This window comes from Streptomyces sp. NPDC060366 (assembly GCF_042725135.1).
GTDB lineage: Bacteria > Actinomycetota > Actinomycetes > Streptomycetales > Streptomycetaceae > Streptomyces.
This window is the reverse complement of sequence record NZ_JBHXDC010000023.1, coordinates 1-18,160: the sequence shown is the minus strand read 5'-3', so window position 1 is coordinate 18,160 and position 18,160 is coordinate 1. Positions and strand designations below refer to the sequence as shown.

Here is an 18,160-nt window from a genome sequence, read left to right as displayed (position 1 = left end):
ATCAGGCGAAGAACCTCCGCGCCGAAATACCGCGCAGCAACGGATCCACCCGGTCATGCAAGGCGGCGGCTGCATCCCAGACGGTGCGGTCGCGCCGCTGCTGGAGCGTGTAGACCGGAACCCGGACAGGCCTAGGCCGTGTCTTCAAAGTCCCGCCTGGCCCGCGACGCCTGGCACGGCACCTCGCCGCGTTGTCGGAGTCGGCCAAGTACGGCCGGTCCATCCACAAGACCGATCCTCCGCCTTGCGATGCACCGCACCAGCCGCCACGCGCCCCGCCCTGCGGACGGACGGCGCTACTTTGAAGACACGACCTAGTCGGTCGCGAGGTTAGTGGCTCACACAGCCAGGACCTGGGGAGTCACGGGCTCTGGTGAAGATCGCGATCGTTGGCGGGGCGAGACTGCGGCCTCGGCGTCAGCCATCAAGACCCGGTGTCAACAATCAAGACCAGGATCCACCTTCCGTGTCACGGCTCACGACACAGCACACTCCAGTCGCCAACTGGAGCGCTCATGAGCCGAAGCTCAGTGGTTGTCACCGGCAGAGCCGGATGAGCTGGCGAATAGGATCGGTCGAAGCAGCTTGGTTGTCACAAACGAGGCGCACGGCTTGTCACAAGTGCTCGTTCAGCAGCCTTTCCGTCACGAGAAAGGATCCGGATCAGGAGTCGTTCGCCGCAGCCGCCGAGGTCGCCGTCGCCTGGCGCTGCATGGTTGCCGCCCGTTGGCGGGAGCACGCCTTCGCGGGGCGGGACGCGCTGGTCCTGCGGCGCCGGCTGGGCGAAACCGCTCCGGCCCGCGCCGTCAGACCATCGAGACCGCGGACTCCCACTCACGACCAGCACGAGCACCCCAACCGAGCCTCACACCAGAGCCTCCTAGCAGCACGTTCGAAGATGACGAAGACGCCTTGTGGGCCAAACGACCGGCACGCTCAGCGACCGATCCGGGCTACCGTGCCCGTCGTACGGGGCTGACACCCGCCCGTGGCGGGCGCGCATGACCTCACTTTCACGTTTCCGTTCATGACCCGGGCCACGGTGCGTGCTGCGTACCGGGCCCCTTGTGTCATCTCCAACATTGGCCCCTCGCGGGACGCTGACACACGCTCACACCAACCCACCTGATCTGCACGTTGATGCACGGCACTCACTGGAGAAACCATGTCATCGTCCCGCACCCGCAGCCTCCGCCGAGCCGCCGCTCCCCTCACCGCCGCAGCCCTCGTTCTCGGCATCAGCGCCGCCCTCACCACCCCCGCAGCTGCCAGCGGCACCTACCATGGCGGCGCCTACGTCAACGGCTCGGGCAGCATGACGAACGGCGACTGGAACAACGAGGGCGTCGTCAACGTCAGCACCCACCGGAACTCCAACGTCGCCTGCCTGTGGCAGACCGTACTCTGGGCGGACGGCTACATGTCCGCCTCTGACATCGACGGCATATTCGGCGATCAGACCCATGCCGCCACGGTCCGGTGGCAGCGGGACCGCGGGCTGGTCGCCGACGGCTCGGCCGGCAGGAACACCTGGACCAAGGCAGGCCAAAGGCTCAACAACAGCAACACCGAACGCAGCCCCGACGGGTTCTGGTACGGCGGCTACGCCGGCAAGAACACGAGTTTCATGGTGCGCAGCAGCTCCGCCGGCAACTGGGGGTTCGCGGAGCCCGGCAGCAGCATCCGGTGGGCCTCCTACAACACCAGGACCTGTAGCTGACCCCTGCCCGTGCGCGTGCCTGACTGCGGCGAAGCCCCGCCAGACCGACGGCGGGGCTTCGGCAGCGTAAGGCGTCGCCCTTGACGGCCGATACGAACGCCGACCACTGGTCAGCACCGAGGAAGTCCGGCCAAGGGCGATCACGACACCGCTACTCCCCAGAAGTTCGCCCAGGCGCTCACCGATCTCGCCGACCGTCTGGATGTCGCCTGCATCGAGTACAGCGCCGACAAGAGTGGCACACGACCTCAAGATCCCCATCTGTTCCGTCCTGAGGAACGCGCCGCGCTCAGCGGAGCTCAGAGTTCTGTCGGAACGGTCAGCCTTCCGTGCACCTACGGCCTCGCTGGTGGCAACAAGCCTGCCTTGGTGACAACTACCGCGCTTCGGCTCAGCTCAGTCGCGGCGGGCATTCGATGGTCTTGCAGATGTACGGTGAGTCGCCGGAAGCGCCCGTCGTCGGTCGTACCGACCGCCGCGGTGTACCCGAACCGGGCACCGGGATGCCGCCGGGCGCGGCGGCTTGGCGCTGCCGGCTCGCTCGCGCAGATACGCGGTTGTGACGGCCGGCGCGGTGAGGATGTCGTCGACGGTGACGGGGAACCCCGCCCCGGCCAGGCGCTCGGCGATCGAGGCGCGAGTCCGCGAGGTCGGGTTGGTGACCAGGGCGAAGGGGCGCCCCGAGCTGCGGAACACCGCGAACAGAGCTGATCCGAGAGCACGGATGCGCCTGCCGTCTCTTCCGAGAGGGGGCGAGGACTGTGTTGTTCGCCGACCATGTGGACGCCGGACGACGTCTCGCTGGAGCAGTGGAGCACCTGCGGGAGGAAAGGCCCAAGGCCATCCCCGCGCCCGCGGGGATGGCCCCCACCGCCAGGCGTGCATCGCCCCCTCGGCAGAGTGCTCCCCGCACGAGCTGGGATGGTCCCTCCAACACCGAGCTGGGCATCGTCAACTCGGAAGAGAGGCCCGCTCCCCCGGGTTCGCTTCGGGCCAGCCATACGGGTGATGGCCGCGTTGTCGGCCGGCGGCCATTGACGGCGTTACCGCGCACTCTTACGTTGCCCTCACCCGTACGCCGGACATGTGCCGGTCATGACGGATCCCGAGGACATGGGGGCAGGGCGATGAAGGCAGTGCTCCAGGAGCGGTTCGGGCCGCCGGACATCCTGCAGCTGAAGGAAGTCGACCGGCCCCAGGCCGGGGCCGGCCAGGTGCTGGTACGTGTGCACGCTGCCGCGCTCAACCCCTACGACTGGCACATGATGCGCGGCGATCCCTACGCGGCGCGACTGATGGGCGGCATAGGGCTGACCCGTCCCAAGTACCGCGTGGCCGGCATCGACGCAGCCGGAGTGGTGGAGGCTGTCGGCGCCGGCGCGGGAGGGCTCCGGCCCGGCACCCCGGTACTGGGTTTCTGCGCGGGGGCGTTCGCCGAATACGCATGCGCTCCGGTGGAGTTGCTGGTACCGAAGCCCGAGCGTCTGTCCTTCGAGCAGGCAGCAGCCACGCCGATGGCAGCGGTGACCGCCCTGCGCGGCATCCGGACGGTGAGCCGGGTCCGGGCCGGGCAACGGGTACTGGTCAACGGGGCGGGCGGCGGTGTGGGCACCTTCGCCGTACAGATCGCGGCCGGCCTGGACGCGGAGGTCACCGGGGTGTGCAGCGCCGGCAGCACCGAGATGGTGCGCTCGCTGGGCGCCACGCACGTCATCGACTACCACCGCGAGGACTTCACCGAAAGACACGCTCGCTACGACGTGATCCTGGACAACGTGGGCAACCTGCCCCTCGGTCGCCTGCGTCGGGCGCTCACCCCTACCGGAGTCCTGGTGGCCAACGGCGGCGGCTCACCCGGCCGGGTGTTCGGGGCAATCGGCTCCATGCTGAAACTGACCGCGGTCAACACAGTCACCCGGCACAGCCTGCGCCCGATCATCCCGGCAACCCCGAGCGGTCCGGCCCAGGAAGATCTACTTGCCGTGACCGCGCTCATCAACGCCGGTCAGGTCACCCCCGTAGTCGGCCGGACCTACCCCCTGACCGACACGGCCGAGGCCATGCGGCATGTGGAGGAAGGCCACTCCCGCGGCAAGACCGTGATCACTGTGCACTGACGGACGACCACTCCCTACCCCTGCGGGCCCGGGTCGCCGCCGCGTTCGTCCTCCTCTACGCCCAACCCGTCACCCGCATCGTCCGCCTCACGGTCGATGACGTCCTCGACGACGGGGCTACCGTCGCCGTCCGGCTGGAAGATCCGCCGTCCCCCCTGCCGGCGCCCGTCGCTGAGTTCATGCGGGCCTACATCCAGTCCCGCCAGCACTTGCCCTACGCCAGCAGCAGAAGCTCACAGTGGCTCTTCACTGACGTCTCGCGAACGCGAGCGCCGCGTCGCACGGTTCAATTGGCGGATTGCGCCGGAGCGATCGGGGGGTTCCCGGGAACTCCTCGTGAGTCATCTGCGGACGGGTCGGTGACCACGGGCGCTACTCGGCGATCCGCGACTGGAACCTGAGCGACGTGCACCGACGCGACCTGCGGTCGGCACCACGACCAGGCGTGCGGGGATGATGTCCCGGTTGGTCCACGGCGTTGTCCCGGTTGGTTCACGGCATCCCCCGTAGCGCCCGGCGGTGACTAACGTTCATGGTCGCAGGGCCGTAGGACGGTATGGCATCGGTCTGTGCATGTTTCTGCTTTTACGACTCAACGGGGGTACGGCGAGATGGCCATGGGAATCAGTGCGTCAGGTGGCAGGTCTTCTCGGCGGCAAGTATTGAGGCTGGCCGGGGGCGGTCTCACGCTGGCAGTCCTGACGGCCGGGACGGCAGGCTGCCGCGAGGACGCGGCGGAGGCGGGGGGCTCAGAAGTATCCGAGGGTGACAAGCCTTCCGGGGGCGACGCCCGCGGGGCCGGACAGGCTCCCGAGCCGCAGTGGACGAAGTCGACCTCGGCACAGACCTACGGTGACAACGACGAACTCGTGGCCGTGGGAGGCGTGGTGATCGCGAGCGGTGATCCGCTCGTCGCCTTCGACGCGGCAACCGGCAAGGAGCGGTGGGCGCTGGAGAGCGGTGCGGTCCCCGGTGCGCCGATGCTGGTCGGCAACGGCACGCTGTACCTGGCCAGCGGCAAGTACGACGGCTCCGTCGCCGGTTACGACCCGGCTTCGGGCAGGGAGACCTGGCGCAGCCACCTGGGCAAGGGCTACCGGCAGCCGAAGCCGATGGCGGTGGACGACAAGCAGGTGTATGTGATCGCCGAGATACTGGAGGACGACGGCTCGTCCCGGACCAACGTGATCGCCGCGCTGAACAGTTCCACGGGCAAGGTGGCGTGGAGTGAACAGCGCGACCTCGGCACCATGGAGATGGGGATCCACGCCGCCGTCAAGGGCCGCTATCTCGTGTACACCGACTTCAAGAAGAACCTCACGGTGCGCGACACGGCCACCGGTTCGCAGGTGTGGACACACAAGACGACAAAGACGAACTACGGCTTCTTCGCTGTGCACGAGGATCTGGTGATCGTCCCGCAGGGACAGACGCTTCAGGCCTTCAACCTGTCTGACGGCAGAGAGAAGTGGTCCATGAAGACCGAGCGCCTCACCACGTTCAAGGAGCCGGCCGTCGTGGAGGGCGTGCTCTACATCGCCGACAGCGACCGCACTCTGCGGGCCCTCGAGCCGGGTACCGGCAAGGAGATCTGGCAGTCCAAGGCCCTCGCGAAGGGCGAGGTCCAGGTGCCCAGGCAGTACGTCAAGGTGGGTGGCGTCCTTTACGGAGCGACGAGCCTCGACGAACAGGGCGGTGTCGTCGCCATCGACGCCAAGACCGGTGAGCTGCGCTGGACCTTCAACGACAAGTCCGGTGACTTTCACGCGTGGTTGGTGGCCACCGACGGTAAGCGTGTCTTCGCGCTGCATGGCAAGAAGCTGCATGCCCTGCCCGCATAGGGGATACGTCCCCGACACGGCGGCGTTGTGATCACCTCGCCGACCGAGCCGGAGGCCCCAGGCCGGCATGCGCTGTTTCGGGTGCCGGCCACCACCACCGGGGCGGGGGGCTGCGGGCCGGAGGAACAGGCCTCGATCCCCCGCCGCGTGCGCGAGATGCACAACCGGCCTCTTGCTGGAACCGTTTGGCCGTTGCCGAGAAACCGGGTTCGAGCCGGCGAAACCGAGCGTTGTCCAAGGCGGGTCACCGCGTGGAGCGCGCTCAGGCGTGAACGATCCTAGGGAAGGCCTTGTCCGTCTCGACGTAGTACTTGCGGACCAGCGGGCCGAATCCGTCCTGCGAGTCACCGAGGATCATGGCCTTGACGACCTGAAGGCTTTTCGCTTCATCGAACTTCTGTGCCCTCGCCTCGGTGCCACCGAGGACCAACGGTTTCCACTTCGCTCGAGACTCCGCAGTGGCGCTGACGTCCGGGTCGAAGCCCAGATAGTAACGGCGTCCGGAGGGCTCCTGCCCGACGGCCAAGAAGACGATCACATGAAAACCGGTGTTGCGCTTGTTGTTGAACTTGCTCTCGCTCCCGCCCACGTGTCCGGTCGAACCGTTGATGATTACGGCACGGTCGGCCTTCACAGCTTCGTCGACAGCGGCCCATTTGCCTGCGATCTCCAACGGCACCGAGAGATCCGAGGACTCGTACAGCCCCCTTGCTCCAGGGCTCAACAGAGCGCCGACCCTTTGAGCGCGCACCTGGCAGTCGTTGTCCAACATCCCCATGAACATGGAATCGGTCGGCATCTGCAACCAGAACTTGAGGCGATCGAGGGCGGGGCCCGTCGTCGCGTCCACCGCCTGCGAGATCCGAGCCCTGATGGCCTGGATCGTCGGTGTGGTCTGGTCGACGGCTTGAACGTACGCCTGCTCGATCATGAAAGATCCCCCCGCTCGACTCCCTTGTTCAACTATGGCGTACGGAATGTGCCTCCGGTAGAGCGGAGAGTGAAGAGCGGAGGCCGAGGAACGCACCGCCGTGGCCGTCAGCCAGGTCCTCCTCGTGAGGCCCATTTCGAGCTCGGCGATGTGCTTCTCGGCGAACCGCAGGTTTGAGCGGGCGCCCTCAAGACGCTCGGTCAGCGTGCGGTGTTCCCGGGTCAGCTGCTGGACGCGGTGCTTGAGGGTGGCTTCTCGGTGGTCAGGGCCTGGACGGACTCGCCTGGGACCATCTGGTCGAAGTCGCGCATTTTTCCCATCAGTTCCCCGATCTGCCGCCGCGCCGACCGGCAGGCCGCCGACGACTGACCGGGCAGCGTGTGGTGGGGGCCGACGCGGTACTGTCCGGCCCCAGCCCACTGCGTCATCCGCAGTGGTTCGCGATCTCGTGGAGGTTTCGGTCGCCGGGTGCGGGGCGGGCGGGGAGGGTGTCGGAGACATCGGGCCGGTTGGCCGCGGCGGCGATGAGCCCTTCGACGCGTTGGCGAAGTCGGGTGCAGGGCCGGGCCCGGGTACGGACGAACCAGGCCACGAAGGGGGCCGGTTCGGTCATGGTGACCACCCGGTGCGGCGAGGCCCCGGAGACCATGGGGGCAGCCGCAGCGACCACCGTTGACGACACCCGCTACCTGCTGCCGACCCTGACCTGGCAGATTGCCGCCGAGGTGGCAAGAGCCGCGCCACCACCGACCGCTGTCCCGGGCACCTGCGGGTCATGTCCCTGCCCGCATACGCGCTGGACGGCCACTGACCTCGGAATCAATCATCTGGGCGCCTCGCCCGGGGCGATCAGCCCCGTCTCGTAGGCGAAGACGACGGCCTGGACACGGTCGCGGAGGTCCAGCTTCGACAGGATGCGTCCGACGTGGCTCTTGACCGTGGTCGGGCTGAGGAACAGCCTGGAGGCAAGTTCGGCATTACTGAGGCCCGTCGCGAGGAGGCGGAGCACCTCGAGCTCGCGCGGGGTCAGGCCGGACAGATCGCGGTGGGGGGCGATGGTCTGCGGTTCGTCGCGATGGGCGAAGCGCTCGATCAGCCGGCGAGTGATCGTGGGCGCGAGGAGAGCGTCGCCGGTCCGCACCAGGCGTAGGGCGGCAACCAGATGTTCGGGGGTGACGTCCTTGAGCAGGAAGCCGCTGGCGCCGGCCGTGAGCGCGGCGTAGACGTAGTGGTCGAGGTCGTACGTGGTGAGGATGATGACCCGCGTTCCGGCCGGGCCGGCGTCGCCGATGATGCGCCTGGTGGCTTCGATGCCGTCCATCTCCGGCATCCGGATGTCCATGAGGACGACGTCGGGCCGCGTACGGCGAACCGCTGCGACAGCCTCGGCCCCGTCGGCGGCCTCGGCCGTCACTTCGATGCCGTCCGCCGCCAGGATCATCTTGAAACCGGTGCGTACGAGGGCTTGATCGTCGGCGATGACGGCGCGCAGAGGTGGCTGGTCCGCGGTCATACCGCGCTCCGTGGGATGCGGGCCGTCACCCGGTAGCCGCCGGCCGGCGTCGGTCCGGCCGTCAGCTCGCCCTTGTAGACGGCCAACCGCTCGCGCAGCCCCATGTGGCCACGGCCGTTGCTCTGCACCGGCGGAGAATCCTCGGCGCCACCGGTGTCCGTGATCTCGATCTCCAGACAGGCGTCGGTGTAGCCGATGGCGACGGACGCCTGCGCACCACGCGCATGTTTGATCGTGTTGGTCAGCGCCTCCTGTACGACGCGATACGCCGCGAGGTCCACCCCCGGTGGCAGCGGATCCGGCGGCAGCGACACCCCGACGCTCACAGGCGTACCGGCGGCGCGTACTCGTGCGACGAGCGCGTCGAGCTGCGCGAGCCCGGGCTGGGGTTCCAGGCTGTCGGGCCTCTCGTGGTCCGGGGCGGCCAACAGGCCCATCACGTGGCGGAGTTCGGACATGGCGGCCCGACCGCCCGCCTCGACGGCCAGTAGTGCCTCCTTGGACTGCTCGGGCGCCATGTCCATCACTTTGCGGGCCGCGCCGGCCTGGATCACCATCACGCTCACATTGTGGGTCACCACGTCGTGCAGTTCGGCGGCAATGCGGGCACGCTCCTCCTCGACGGCGCGGCGCGTGGCCTCCTCCTGAGCGGCCCGCAGTTCTGTCATCCGGTCCCGGCTGGAGGCCAGCCGCAGTTGCAGAAAGCGGACGAGGCTGGCCAGCATCCCTGCCACCAGGAGCACGAATCCTGGGCTGGACCATCCGGGCAGCACGGGTTCCGCGTCGCGGAAAGCGAAGCCGGACAGCGCGGCGGCGAGTACCAGGACGGCTATCGCGGTTATCCGGTAACGGCTGTATACGACGGCGCTGTAGGCGCCGATGACACAGGCCAGGACGGTGATCCAGGAGGCGGAGCCGCCGATGACCAGTGCTGCTCCCAGCACCACCACGAACAAGGTCAGCGGATACCGGCGCCGGGCTGCCAGCGGCAGCGTCGAGAGGACGACCAGGGACCAGGGCACGGAGGAGGGTTCTTCCTCCACGGGCACCTGGCCAGGGTCGGGCGGCGAGGGTGGGGCCGGGACACCGGTCCCGACGTCCACCGTAGGCGGGTTGATATTCACCGGCCCGTCGCCGGGATAGCGCACCGCCACGAACAGGGCGATGACGGTCAGTACGACCGCCAGCACCACATCGGCGCGGACCGCTCGCCGGGACAGCGGGGCGGCCTTCGTCTCCGGGCGTAGCGCGTCGACGAGTTGCTGATGCCGGCTGCGCCGGTCTTCCGTCTCCACCCGTGCATTGTGCTGCGCTCTGCGCCTGGCCCGCGTCCGCCTGTCTGACCAGGGCATTGCCCAAGAGGCCTACTTCTCAGGTATGACTCCGCGGCCGAATCCTCCGCAGGAAGGGCCTGATGTCGGTTCCGCGGCCGACGCGCCCCATACGCGGCGCTTCTAGGTTCGCAGGACCGACAACGGCATGTGCCTCTCACGACCGCAAGGACGGACTACTCGTATGCAGCAAGTGATCGAACTGGAGCGTGTGGCGAAGCGCTACGACAGCGCCGACGCGCCGGCGCTCGGACCGCTCACGCTCGGCGTCGCCAAGGGTGAGGCCCTTGCCGTGACGGGCCCTTCCGGCAGCGGCAAGTCCACGCTGCTGAACCTCGTCGCCGGCCTGGACAAGCCGACCGACGGCGCCGTGATCGTGGCCGGGCGACGGATCGACCAGTTGAGCGAGCACGCCCTCGCCAAGTTCCGTCGCGAGTACATCGGCATGGCCTTCCAGTTCTTCAATCTTCTCGACGACCTCACCGTCACCGACAACATCCAGCTCCCGGCCCAGCTGACCGGGACCGGTCGGCGCAAGGCCGCGGCCCGCGCGGGTGAGCTGATGGAGATGATGGGCATTCAGAACCACGCCCGCGCCTACCCGGGCCGACTGTCCGGAGGTGAACGCCAGCGGGTCGCGGTCGCCCGGGCGTTGGTCAACCGGCCCGCGCTGCTGCTCGCCGACGAGCCCACCGGTGCGCTCGACACCGCCTCGGGCCACGACGTCCGCGATCTGCTGATGGATCTGCACCGCGCCGGACAGACCATCGTGCTGGTGACACATGATCTGACGCTGGCGGAGGCGTGCGCGAGCCGCACGATCCACCTGGTCGACGGTCACGTCGACCTCGACACGTACGCGCAGGCCGTCCGATGAGCCTGTTCGGCACCGGCGCGCTGGGCCGGGTTGTACGTTCCGGCGTCGGCCGGCGGCGGGTGCAGACCGTGGTGATCGCCGTGGCCACCATGATGGCCGTGGCCTCGGCCGTGGTCGCCGGGTCGCTGATGGTCGCCGCGGCCGCACCCTTTGACAAGGCCTTCAAGAAGCAGCAGGGCTCGCACATCACCGCGCAGTTCGATCCGGCCAAGGCGAGTGCGGCGCAGCTGGCGAAGACCGGGAAGCTGCCCGGCGTCACCGCGAGCGCGGGACCGTACCCGTCCACGGCGGTCCGCCCGGTGGACCGGTCGGGCTTCCAGCTGCCGACGCTGACTTTGGTCGGGCGGTTGGCACCGGACGGCGCCGTGGACCGGGTGGATCTGAAGTCCGGCCGGTGGGCGCAGAAGCCCGGAGAGATCGTACTCGACGCGTCTTTCGAGGGGCCCGCCTTCGGGATCGGCGCCCCCATGAAGACGTCGAACGCCAAGGACGCTCCGACCCTTTCGATCGTCGGCTTCGCCGTGTCGGTCAGCAAGACCGCCGACGCCTGGGCGGCCCCCGCGCAGGTCGACGCGCTGGCGTCGGAGGGAAACCCGGTCACGAGTCAAATGCTCTACCGCTTCGACCCCGCGAGCACGAAGCAGCAGATCCTCGCCGACCGGAAGAAGCTCGCCGCCTCCGTGGAGTCCGGGGCGCTGCTCGGGACCCAGTCCTGGCTGGACACCAAGCGCGCCGCTGATCAGGGTGCGGCGGCGACCGTCCCGTTCGTGATGGCTTTCGGCGCGCTCGGCATAGTGATGTCGGTGATCATCGTCAGCAGTGTGATCAGTGGCGCGGTCGGCACCAGCCTGCGCAGGATCGGCATTCTCAAGGCGATCGGCTTCACTCCGCGCGAGGTCGTACGCGCCTACGTGGCCCAGGCGCTGATCCCGGCCGGTGCCGGCATCACGCTGGGTGTCGTCCTGGGGAACCTCCTGGCAGTGCCGCTGCTGGCCGACACCGAGTCGGTGTACGGCGGCGTCTCGTTCTCGGTGGCCTGGTGGGTGGACGTCGCCGTGTCGGCCGCCGCCCTGGTCGTCGTGTGGCTGGCGGCGCTGATTCCCGCGTTGCGGGCCGGCAGGCTGAGCACGGTCGAGGCCATCGCGGTCGGCCGGGCGCCGCGCACGGGGCGCGGCCGGTGGGCGCACCGGGCGCTGGGGATGCTGCCGCTGCCGCGGCCGGTGACCTACGGTCTCGCCGCCCCCTTCACACATCCGGTACGTACCCTCGCGATGCTGCTCGCGGTGGCGTTCGGCACCGTCGCGGCGACGTTCGCGGTGGGGCTGACCTCGTCCCTGAACGCGATCGGCACCTCGCAGGACCCCGAGAACCGTGCCGCGGTCACGGTCACGACGACCAAGGCGATGGAAGTCGCTCCCCCTCCGCCGCCTCCTGTGGGGGGTGACGCGGGAGATCCGCCTCCCCCCGGCGGCAGCGAGTCGGGCCCGCCTCCCGTGGAAAACAGCGCGGCGAGCACGCCCAAAAAGCCCAAGGTCGCCGACCCGGCGAAGGTGCGGTCCGCCGTCACGTCGCAGCCGGGCATGAAGTCGTACTACGGCAAGGCCCAGACCGAGGTCGCCGTGGCCGGGGTCTCGGGATCGATCCAGGCCAGCCTCTACGAGGGCGATTCGCGCCCCGGCAGCTACGAGATGCTCTCCGGGCACTGGATCACCGGTAAGGGGCAGGTCGTGGTGCCCTCACGCTTCCTGGAAAGGACCAGCACCAGGCTCGGTGACACGGTGCGGGTGACCTACGGGAAGGAGAGCGCGAACCTGCGGATCGTGGGCGAGTCCTTCGACACGTCTGGCAGCCAACTGGAGATCCACGCGGACATGGCCGACTTCAAGTCGGCCGAGCCCAGCACCTTCCTCGTCGAGACGAAGTCCGGCGTCTCCGCCGACGAGTACGCCCAGAAGGTCGCCGCGGTCGTACAGCCACTGGGGGGCGAGGCCACGACCGGCTCCGAGCCGGGGCAGGACGGCGTCATCCTCATCATGGCCGCGATGGCGGTGCTGCTCACCCTCATGCTGATCACCGTGGCCGGTCTCGGCGTCCTCAACTCCGTGGTCCTCGACACCCGGGAACGCATCCACGACCTGGGCGTCTGCAAGGCGATCGGCATGACGCCACGCCAGACCCTGAGCCTCGTGCTCGCCTCGGTGACCGCGACCGGCGTGATCGGCGGGCTGCTCGGCGTCCCGGCGGGATACGCCCTGCACGGCCTCGTCATGCCGGTGATGGGGCGTGCCGCAGGCACCAGTCTGCCGTCGCCGGTCCTCGATGTGTACGAGCCTGTTGAGCTGCTCCTGCTGGGGCTGGGCGGGGTCGTTATCGCGGTACTGGGCGCGCTGATCCCGGCCGGCTGGGCGGCCGGGGCGCGTACGGCCACGGCACTGCGCACCGAGTAGCGCCCGGCGGAGGGCGAGCTGCTGGGGCGGATCCGCCAGGTCTGCGGGGTCGGGCTGCCCATACAGGCACAGGTGCCGAAGTCCCCGTCCAGGCAGGCCCTCTTGAGAGGGACTCGCCGCACCGGCACCAGCGCCGGCCTGCTGCGGCCCGGGTGTCCCGGGCCGCAGCTTTCGGGCTGGGTGTGTGGGCGGGGTGTGTCAGGTCAGCACGCCGGAACCCGAGCAGGAGGTCGCCGTCACCCACTGGTGCGAGGTGATGCGGTCGTTGACCCCGTAGCCGTTGTGGAACTGGTTGTCGGTCACGTCGTCGGCGTACAGCTCCTCCGGGTAGAGGCAGGTGTGACCGCCCCTGTGGTTGATGTCCTCGTAGAACTTGACGATGTCCTTGCCGCCCAGGAAGCCGCGGTTCATGACGGATGTCGCCTTGTCGGTCGCCGAGGCTCCCCAGTAGGAGCTGTTCCCTGAGGTCCTGATCAACAGGGCGCCCTCGCAGTCCAGGTTCTGCCAGGCGTACATGTTGCCGTCACGCGGGCCCCACTCGCTGTCGCAGCCGCGGCCCGCGACGGTGCTTTCGGCCGCGTGGGCGGCGGTGGTCGGTGCGGCGATGCCCAGGGCGGTGAGGCCGGTGAGCGCCGCCGCGACGATGAATTCACGCATGATGGTTTCCCCTCGTTGGTGATGCGGTGACGGTGTGCTGGTGGTGCCTTGGTGGTCAGGTGCGCTCCGGGACGACGTGCACCGCCCGGTCGTACGCGCGGCGGCCGAGGTGGCGGTAGGTGTCGAGCGCCTCGCCGAACCGGTCGCGCAGGAGGTCCTGGTAGTACGTCTCCCGGGCCTTGGCCACGGCCCGCAGGGAGGTCTCGCGGGCGCAGGCCGCGTCCGCGACGGCCGTCTTCCGCTCGGCGGCGAACGCCTCGTCGGCGCGGGCCGCGCCCAGCCGGGCGGTGTTGACCCGGACGGCGTCGCGCGCAGCCTGGGGGTCCTTGTAGGGCTGCCCGGCGCTCTTCATGCACCGGGCCCACGCCCGTACGGACGCGGTGAGCTGACGGTCTTTCATGAGGTCTGCGGAGTAGAGGGAGTTGAGACCCATGGCGATCTTGCTCGTACGGAACCATTCGGCCGGGTCGCCGTACAGCCAACGCTCGGCCTCCTCCGTACAGCCGCCGAGCCGTTTCTGGATCTCTCCGCCGCCCGGCAGCGGCGCCGTGAGCAGGCGGGCGCTGTCGCCGCCGTCGAGTGCGATGTCGAAGGCGGTGCGGTGGGCCGCGGAAAGCCCTTGCCGGTAGCTGCCGTTGGGGTTGCGCTCACGAACGCGCTCGCTCTTCGCGTCGATACGGCCGCCGTACCCGTACGTACGGGCCCACGCCAGGTCGTCCTGGACGTAGCGGACCGGGCGGCTCTCCCGGAGCGTCAGGGTGCGGTCCTCCCAGTAGCTGAAGCCATGGCGGTTCATGCACCGACTGGTCAGGCGTTGCCGTGCGTCGGCGACGCGCAAGTCCTGCTGCCAGGTGAGCGCTTGAGGTCGTGAGTGCGGGCGGGGGTCGTCCTCCGCCGCCCGCACTCCGTCACTGCCGCCGGCGTATCCGATCGTCGCCGCCGCGGTGGCCGCCGCGACGACACACAGGGACACGACCACACGTCCGCGTATACCTGGCACGAGAGATTCCCCCTTCGTTCGTGCCACATTCCTTCCTCACAAGAGGGTGCAGGCGGTCGGCCGGGCTTGTCGTTGTCGGTGCGCGCACAGGTCTTTAGTCAGCGCGCACAGTCGCCCCCGGCGCCGCTGTCGCGCACCGCTCTCGGAACTGGCGCGGCGAGAGGCCGTGCGCGCTGCGGAACGCCTGGCTGAAGTGCGCGGCGTTGGCGAACCCCCACCGGGCCGCGATCGCGTTGATCGGGCGGGCGGCCAGCCGGGGGTCGGCGAGGTCCCGCCGGCACTGCTCAAGTCGGCGCTCGCGGACCCAGGCTGCGACGGTGTGCCCTTCCTCCTGGAACAGCTTGTGCAGGTATCGCAGCGAGATGTGGTGCGCCGCTGCGATCGCGTCCGGGGTCAGCCGCGTATCGCCCAGGTTGTCCCGGATGAAGGCGTGGATCCGGGCCATCAGCGCTCGCCGTCTGGTGTGGGGCGGTACCGTGCGCTCGGCGTCCAGCGCGGTGGCCAGCGCCATGGTCAGCACGTCGAGCGTCAGGGTGGACAGCCGGGCGGCGTCGGACGGGCTGAGTTCGTCCATGTGGCGGGCGAGTTGCAGCATGAACTGCGCGGACAGCCCTCCGATTCCCCCAGCGCCGGGGATGCGTACCCCGCTCAGGCTTCGCAGGTCGCGGGTCGGCAGGGGCAGCAGCGAGCGCGGGAAGCGCAGGAGAAGCAGCCGGCTTACGGGAACGTCCCGCTGGAACTCGGCCTCGTAGGGGCGTGAGGTGTCGAACAGGATCAGATCCCCCACGCCGAACTCCGTGTACCGGCCGTCCTGCGTCATCCCGCCGCCGCCGCGCTCGACGCAGGCCAGTTTGAACACCTCGGGGTCGGACTGGCGGATGAGCTTGGGCGTGCGGTGGACCGTGTGCCGCGCGCTGGTCATCAGGGCCGCCTGCACCGGGCCGAAGTCACTGATACCGGCCTGCGCCCGGAACTCGCTCTCCAACTCCCTTTCGCAGCGCAGTTCGTAGGGCGCGCAGAGCTTCGAACTCATCTCGCGCCAGTACGCCATCCGTTCTCCCGCCGAGACGTCGGCGGTGCTGATCACGTCCATGACTCACCACCTGCTGTCGCTGCTGGGGCAAAGTTTCTGCCGTTCTACCGTCTCCGGGGGCCGCGAAGCGAGGAGTTTGAGTTGGAGCAGGAGTTGTGTCGGGCGGACGGCCGCGTACAGGGGCGCACTCGTCGTGGGGGCGGGCGCTGGGCTGGTCCGCGCGGCGGCTCGGGGCGTCGACGGCCCTAGGGTCTGTCGTTCGGATCAGGCCGGATCAGGGAGCGGGGTCTGGTGCGTGCGGTCGCAAGGCGGAGGAGGGAGACAACGCGGAGCGTTGGCGACCGACGACAACGCGGCGGGCGTGCGTGCCAGGGACCGCGACCCCGGCAAGATCCGAACGACAGACCCTAGGTCGTGTCTTGACCCGGAGGGTTGTTGACGCGGGTGATGGGCGGGTGTCCGTCGAGTGCGGTTTGGCAGCGGTGGTGGTTGTAGGTGTGGAGGAATTTACCGCTCCGTGACGTGTTCTTGACAAGGGCTGCGAGTAAGGCCACTCTCATGCCTCTCCAACCAGTGCCACGAATGAGGAGAGGCAGCCCCCCACATGAGTTCACGTACTGTCAGAGTGCTGGTGTCGGTACTGACGGGTGCCGGCTTGATGCTCGCCGCCCCCACAGCCCTGCCCGCGGTCGCGAACGCCTCGCCGGCCACCGTAGCCGAGGTGTCCGCCGCCGACGGCTGCTACACCTGGAGCGGGACGCTCAGCGAGGGCTCGTCCGGCGAAGCCGTGCGACAGCTCCAGATCCGGGTCGCCGGATACCCCGGCTCGGGCAGCCAGCTCGCCATCGACGGCCAGTTCGGCCCGGCTACCAAGGCCGCGGTGCAACGCTTCCAGTCGGCTTACGGTCTCGGCGCCGACGGTGTCGCGGGCCCGGCCACCTTCGGCAAAATCTACGAGCTTCAGGACGACGACTGTTCCCCGGTCAACTTCGAGTACGGCGAGCTGAACAACTGCAACTCCGACTGGTCCGGCGGCAAGGTCAGCGCGGCCACGGCCCGCGCCAACGCCCTGGTCACCATGTGGAAGCTCCAGGCCATGCGCCACGCCATGGGCGACAGGCCGATCACCGTCAACGGCGGCTTCCGCAGCGTCGCCTGCAACAGCAACGTCGGCGGCGCGGCCAACAGCCGTCACCTGTACGGCCACGCGGCCGACCTCGGCGCGGGCTCGCAGGGCTTCTGCGCCCTGGCTCTGGCGGCCCGCAACCACGGCTTCACGGAGATCCTCGGCCCGGGCTACCCGGGTCACGACGATCACACGCACGTCGCCGGTGGCGACGGCCGCTTCTGGTCGGCCCCGAGCTGCGGTATGTGATCCATCGGTCCGCGCACTGCGCGTGCCTGCGACGCCCGCTCCGGTGCTTCGGCCCGGGGCGGGCACCCGCCGCGCCGTGCGGCTGCTTCCCGCGACGAGCGGTCTCAGTCCAGCACGCGGCAGGCACCCGAGCAGCACGAAGCCCCCCGTCCAAACGGTCGGGGGCCTGTTCCGCGCGGGCTACGAGCGCCAAGCCTCGGAAACCACCGAAAGCTCTAGGGCCTGTCGTTCGGATCTTGCCGGGCTCGCGGTCCCTGGCACGCACGCCCGCCGCGTTGTCGTCGGTCGCCAACGCTCCGCGTTGTCTCCCTCCTCCGCCTCGCGACCGCACGCACCAGACCCCGCTCCCTGATCCGGCCTGATCCAAACGACAGACCCTAGCCCTGGTGACGAGGCGCCTCGGAGAGACCTGCCTCTTCCAGTGCGAGGCGCAGCACCTCGGTCATGGGGACGGTGACGTAGTCGGGGGTGAGGTGGGGCGCGGGCGCGCGGGCGTACCAGACGTTGCCCATGTCGACCCCGTCGACTCTCAGTGCACGAATCGGGTTGTGACTCGTCCCGATCTTCGTGACCTCGATGGTCTGCTCGATGGCAGGTTCGAGGTGCTTACGGACCAGGGCGATGAGTGGGAACTTCAGCTTGGTGTGGTCGATCCCGTTGGTCTCGCACCAGTCGAGCCACGACTCGGGAGTGTCGCCGTCGTTGAAGCCCCACTTGGACAGCAGGCAGGAGCTGAACAGGGTGATGTGCGACTCGGTCACGGGCGCCACACCTCCAGGTGGTCGGGATCGGCGGCGAGCCGGGCCCGGAGGAACCGCGTCAGGTCATGCACCGTCAGCTTCCTTCTTCGGTCGACTCTTCCCCGAACCCTAGTAGCCCTCTATCGGATGATGGACCGCTTCGAAGACTCCCTCACCGACCTCATCCGCGCCACCGAAATCAGTCCCGACGACGCCTGGGGGCACTACGAGAAGGCGGTCGTCCTACGCTCCCTGCAGAATCCGGAGGCCGAAGCGCATCTGGCGCGTGTGTCGAACTTCTTGCTCCCCGTCAAGCCGGAACCGACCCCGGGACGATCGCGGACATAGGGAATCTCTTCCTCGTCCACTGTGCGACGCCTCGCTGGGAGGAGGCAAGACGGCATTTCGCACGCTTCCTGGGGAGCAGTCCGGGACGCGGACAGCTCGATGAACTGCTCTCAGCCGGGAGGAGCTTGGTAAGTGTTAGACCGTGTCCTATGTGGTGAGTTTGAGTAGTCGTTTGTAGCAGCAGAGGGCGGCGGCGAGTCCGAGAAAGGCCAGGTAGTTGCGGGGGTGGC

General features: G+C 68.8%; 16 protein-coding genes and 1 pseudogene. 6 read left to right on the top strand and 11 right to left on the bottom strand.

Translation table 11 applies throughout. From position 1 onward, the window contains the following. Nucleotides 1-1,165 precede the first annotated feature (1,165 nt). Nucleotides 1,166-1,720 (top strand): peptidoglycan-binding protein, encoded by a 555-nt coding sequence (locus ACFWHU_RS33935; protein ID WP_387229712.1) that lies wholly within the window; start codon nt 1,166-1,168, stop codon nt 1,718-1,720. A gap of 396 nt (nt 1,721-2,116) precedes the next feature. Here the strand turns inward: ACFWHU_RS33935 and ACFWHU_RS33930 are convergent, their stop codons facing one another. Next, on the bottom strand, nt 2,117-2,605 hold the full coding sequence (locus tag ACFWHU_RS33930) for a hypothetical protein (protein ID WP_387229710.1): 489 nt from the start codon (nt 2,603-2,605) through the stop codon (nt 2,117-2,119). Nucleotides 2,606-2,847: 242 nt separating this feature from the next. On the opposite strand from ACFWHU_RS33930, the gene ACFWHU_RS33925 reads away from it, so the two are divergent. Beyond that, nucleotides 2,848-3,837 (top strand): NAD(P)-dependent alcohol dehydrogenase, encoded by a 990-nt coding sequence (locus ACFWHU_RS33925; RefSeq protein ID WP_387229708.1) that lies wholly within the window; start codon nt 2,848-2,850, stop codon nt 3,835-3,837. A 611-nt stretch (nt 3,838-4,448) separates the two neighbouring features. Continuing rightward, the gene (locus tag ACFWHU_RS33920; RefSeq protein ID WP_387229706.1) at nt 4,449-5,678 is read left to right on the top strand and encodes a PQQ-binding-like beta-propeller repeat protein; all 1,230 of its coding nucleotides are present in this window, start codon (nt 4,449-4,451) and stop codon (nt 5,676-5,678) included. Nucleotides 5,679-5,940: 262 nt separating this feature from the next. Here the strand turns inward: ACFWHU_RS33920 and ACFWHU_RS33915 are convergent, their stop codons facing one another. From ACFWHU_RS33915 to ACFWHU_RS33895, 5 genes are all read right to left on the bottom strand, one after another. Then, complete coding sequence (locus tag ACFWHU_RS33915; RefSeq protein WP_387229704.1) at nt 5,941-6,609, bottom strand: hypothetical protein; 669 nt, start codon at nt 6,607-6,609, stop codon at nt 5,941-5,943. 221 nt (nt 6,610-6,830) lie between these two features. Beyond that, nucleotides 6,831-7,037 (bottom strand): hypothetical protein, encoded by a 207-nt coding sequence (locus tag ACFWHU_RS33910; RefSeq protein ID WP_387229702.1) that lies wholly within the window; start codon nt 7,035-7,037, stop codon nt 6,831-6,833. After that, a complete protein-coding gene (locus ACFWHU_RS33905; protein ID WP_387229700.1) occupies nt 7,034-7,222 on the bottom strand; it encodes a hypothetical protein in 189 nt (62 codons plus the stop codon). Before ACFWHU_RS33905 ends, ACFWHU_RS33910 begins: the two co-directional genes overlap by 4 nt. A gap of 210 nt (nt 7,223-7,432) precedes the next feature. Further along, nucleotides 7,433-8,122 carry a response regulator gene (locus tag ACFWHU_RS33900; protein WP_385795587.1) on the bottom strand — a complete coding sequence of 230 codons (690 nt, stop codon included), beginning with the start codon at nt 8,120-8,122 and terminating at the stop codon, nt 7,433-7,435. Then, nucleotides 8,119-9,417 carry a sensor histidine kinase gene (locus ACFWHU_RS33895; RefSeq protein WP_387229698.1) on the bottom strand — a complete coding sequence of 433 codons (1,299 nt, stop codon included), beginning with the start codon at nt 9,415-9,417 and terminating at the stop codon, nt 8,119-8,121. Before ACFWHU_RS33895 ends, ACFWHU_RS33900 begins: the two co-directional genes overlap by 4 nt. Before the next feature lie 220 nt (nt 9,418-9,637). Here ACFWHU_RS33895 and ACFWHU_RS33890 point away from each other — a divergent pair, with 220 nt between their 5' ends. After that, a complete protein-coding gene (locus ACFWHU_RS33890) occupies nt 9,638-10,330 on the top strand; it encodes an ABC transporter ATP-binding protein (protein ID WP_387229696.1) in 693 nt (230 codons plus the stop codon). Further along, on the top strand, nt 10,327-12,777 hold the full coding sequence (locus ACFWHU_RS33885) for an ABC transporter permease (protein WP_387229694.1): 2,451 nt from the start codon (nt 10,327-10,329) through the stop codon (nt 12,775-12,777). The genes ACFWHU_RS33890 and ACFWHU_RS33885 overlap by 4 nt, the downstream gene beginning before the upstream one ends. Nucleotides 12,778-12,975: 198 nt before the next feature. On the opposite strand, the gene ACFWHU_RS33880 is transcribed toward ACFWHU_RS33885, so the two are convergent. The 4 genes and pseudogenes from ACFWHU_RS33880 to ACFWHU_RS33865 form a co-directional block, all read right to left on the bottom strand. Next, nucleotides 12,976-13,434, bottom strand: coding sequence for a peptidase inhibitor family I36 protein (locus ACFWHU_RS33880; protein ID WP_385795577.1), 459 nt, complete (start codon nt 13,432-13,434; stop codon nt 12,976-12,978). Nucleotides 13,435-13,489: 55 nt separating this feature from the next. Beyond that, the gene (locus ACFWHU_RS33875; RefSeq protein WP_387229692.1) at nt 13,490-14,434 is read right to left on the bottom strand and encodes a hypothetical protein; all 945 of its coding nucleotides are present in this window, start codon (nt 14,432-14,434) and stop codon (nt 13,490-13,492) included. A gap of 94 nt (nt 14,435-14,528) precedes the next feature. Then, nucleotides 14,529-15,527 carry a helix-turn-helix domain-containing protein gene (locus ACFWHU_RS33870; protein WP_387229690.1) on the bottom strand — a complete coding sequence of 333 codons (999 nt, stop codon included), beginning with the start codon at nt 15,525-15,527 and terminating at the stop codon, nt 14,529-14,531. Between the two features lie 347 nt (nt 15,528-15,874). Further along, nucleotides 15,875-16,023 (bottom strand): annotated as a pseudogene (locus ACFWHU_RS33865) (IS481 family transposase); the annotation flags it as partial. A 48-nt stretch (nt 16,024-16,071) separates the two neighbouring features. On the opposite strand from ACFWHU_RS33865, the gene ACFWHU_RS33860 reads away from it, so the two are divergent. After that, entirely contained in the window at nt 16,072-16,842 is a 771-nt protein-coding gene (locus tag ACFWHU_RS33860; RefSeq protein WP_385795571.1) for a D-Ala-D-Ala carboxypeptidase family metallohydrolase, read from the top strand. Nucleotides 16,843-17,219: 377 nt separating this feature from the next. On the opposite strand, the gene ACFWHU_RS33855 is transcribed toward ACFWHU_RS33860, so the two are convergent. Next, the gene (locus ACFWHU_RS33855) at nt 17,220-17,603 is read right to left on the bottom strand and encodes a hypothetical protein (protein ID WP_385795569.1); all 384 of its coding nucleotides are present in this window, start codon (nt 17,601-17,603) and stop codon (nt 17,220-17,222) included. Nucleotides 17,604-18,160 lie beyond the last annotated feature (557 nt).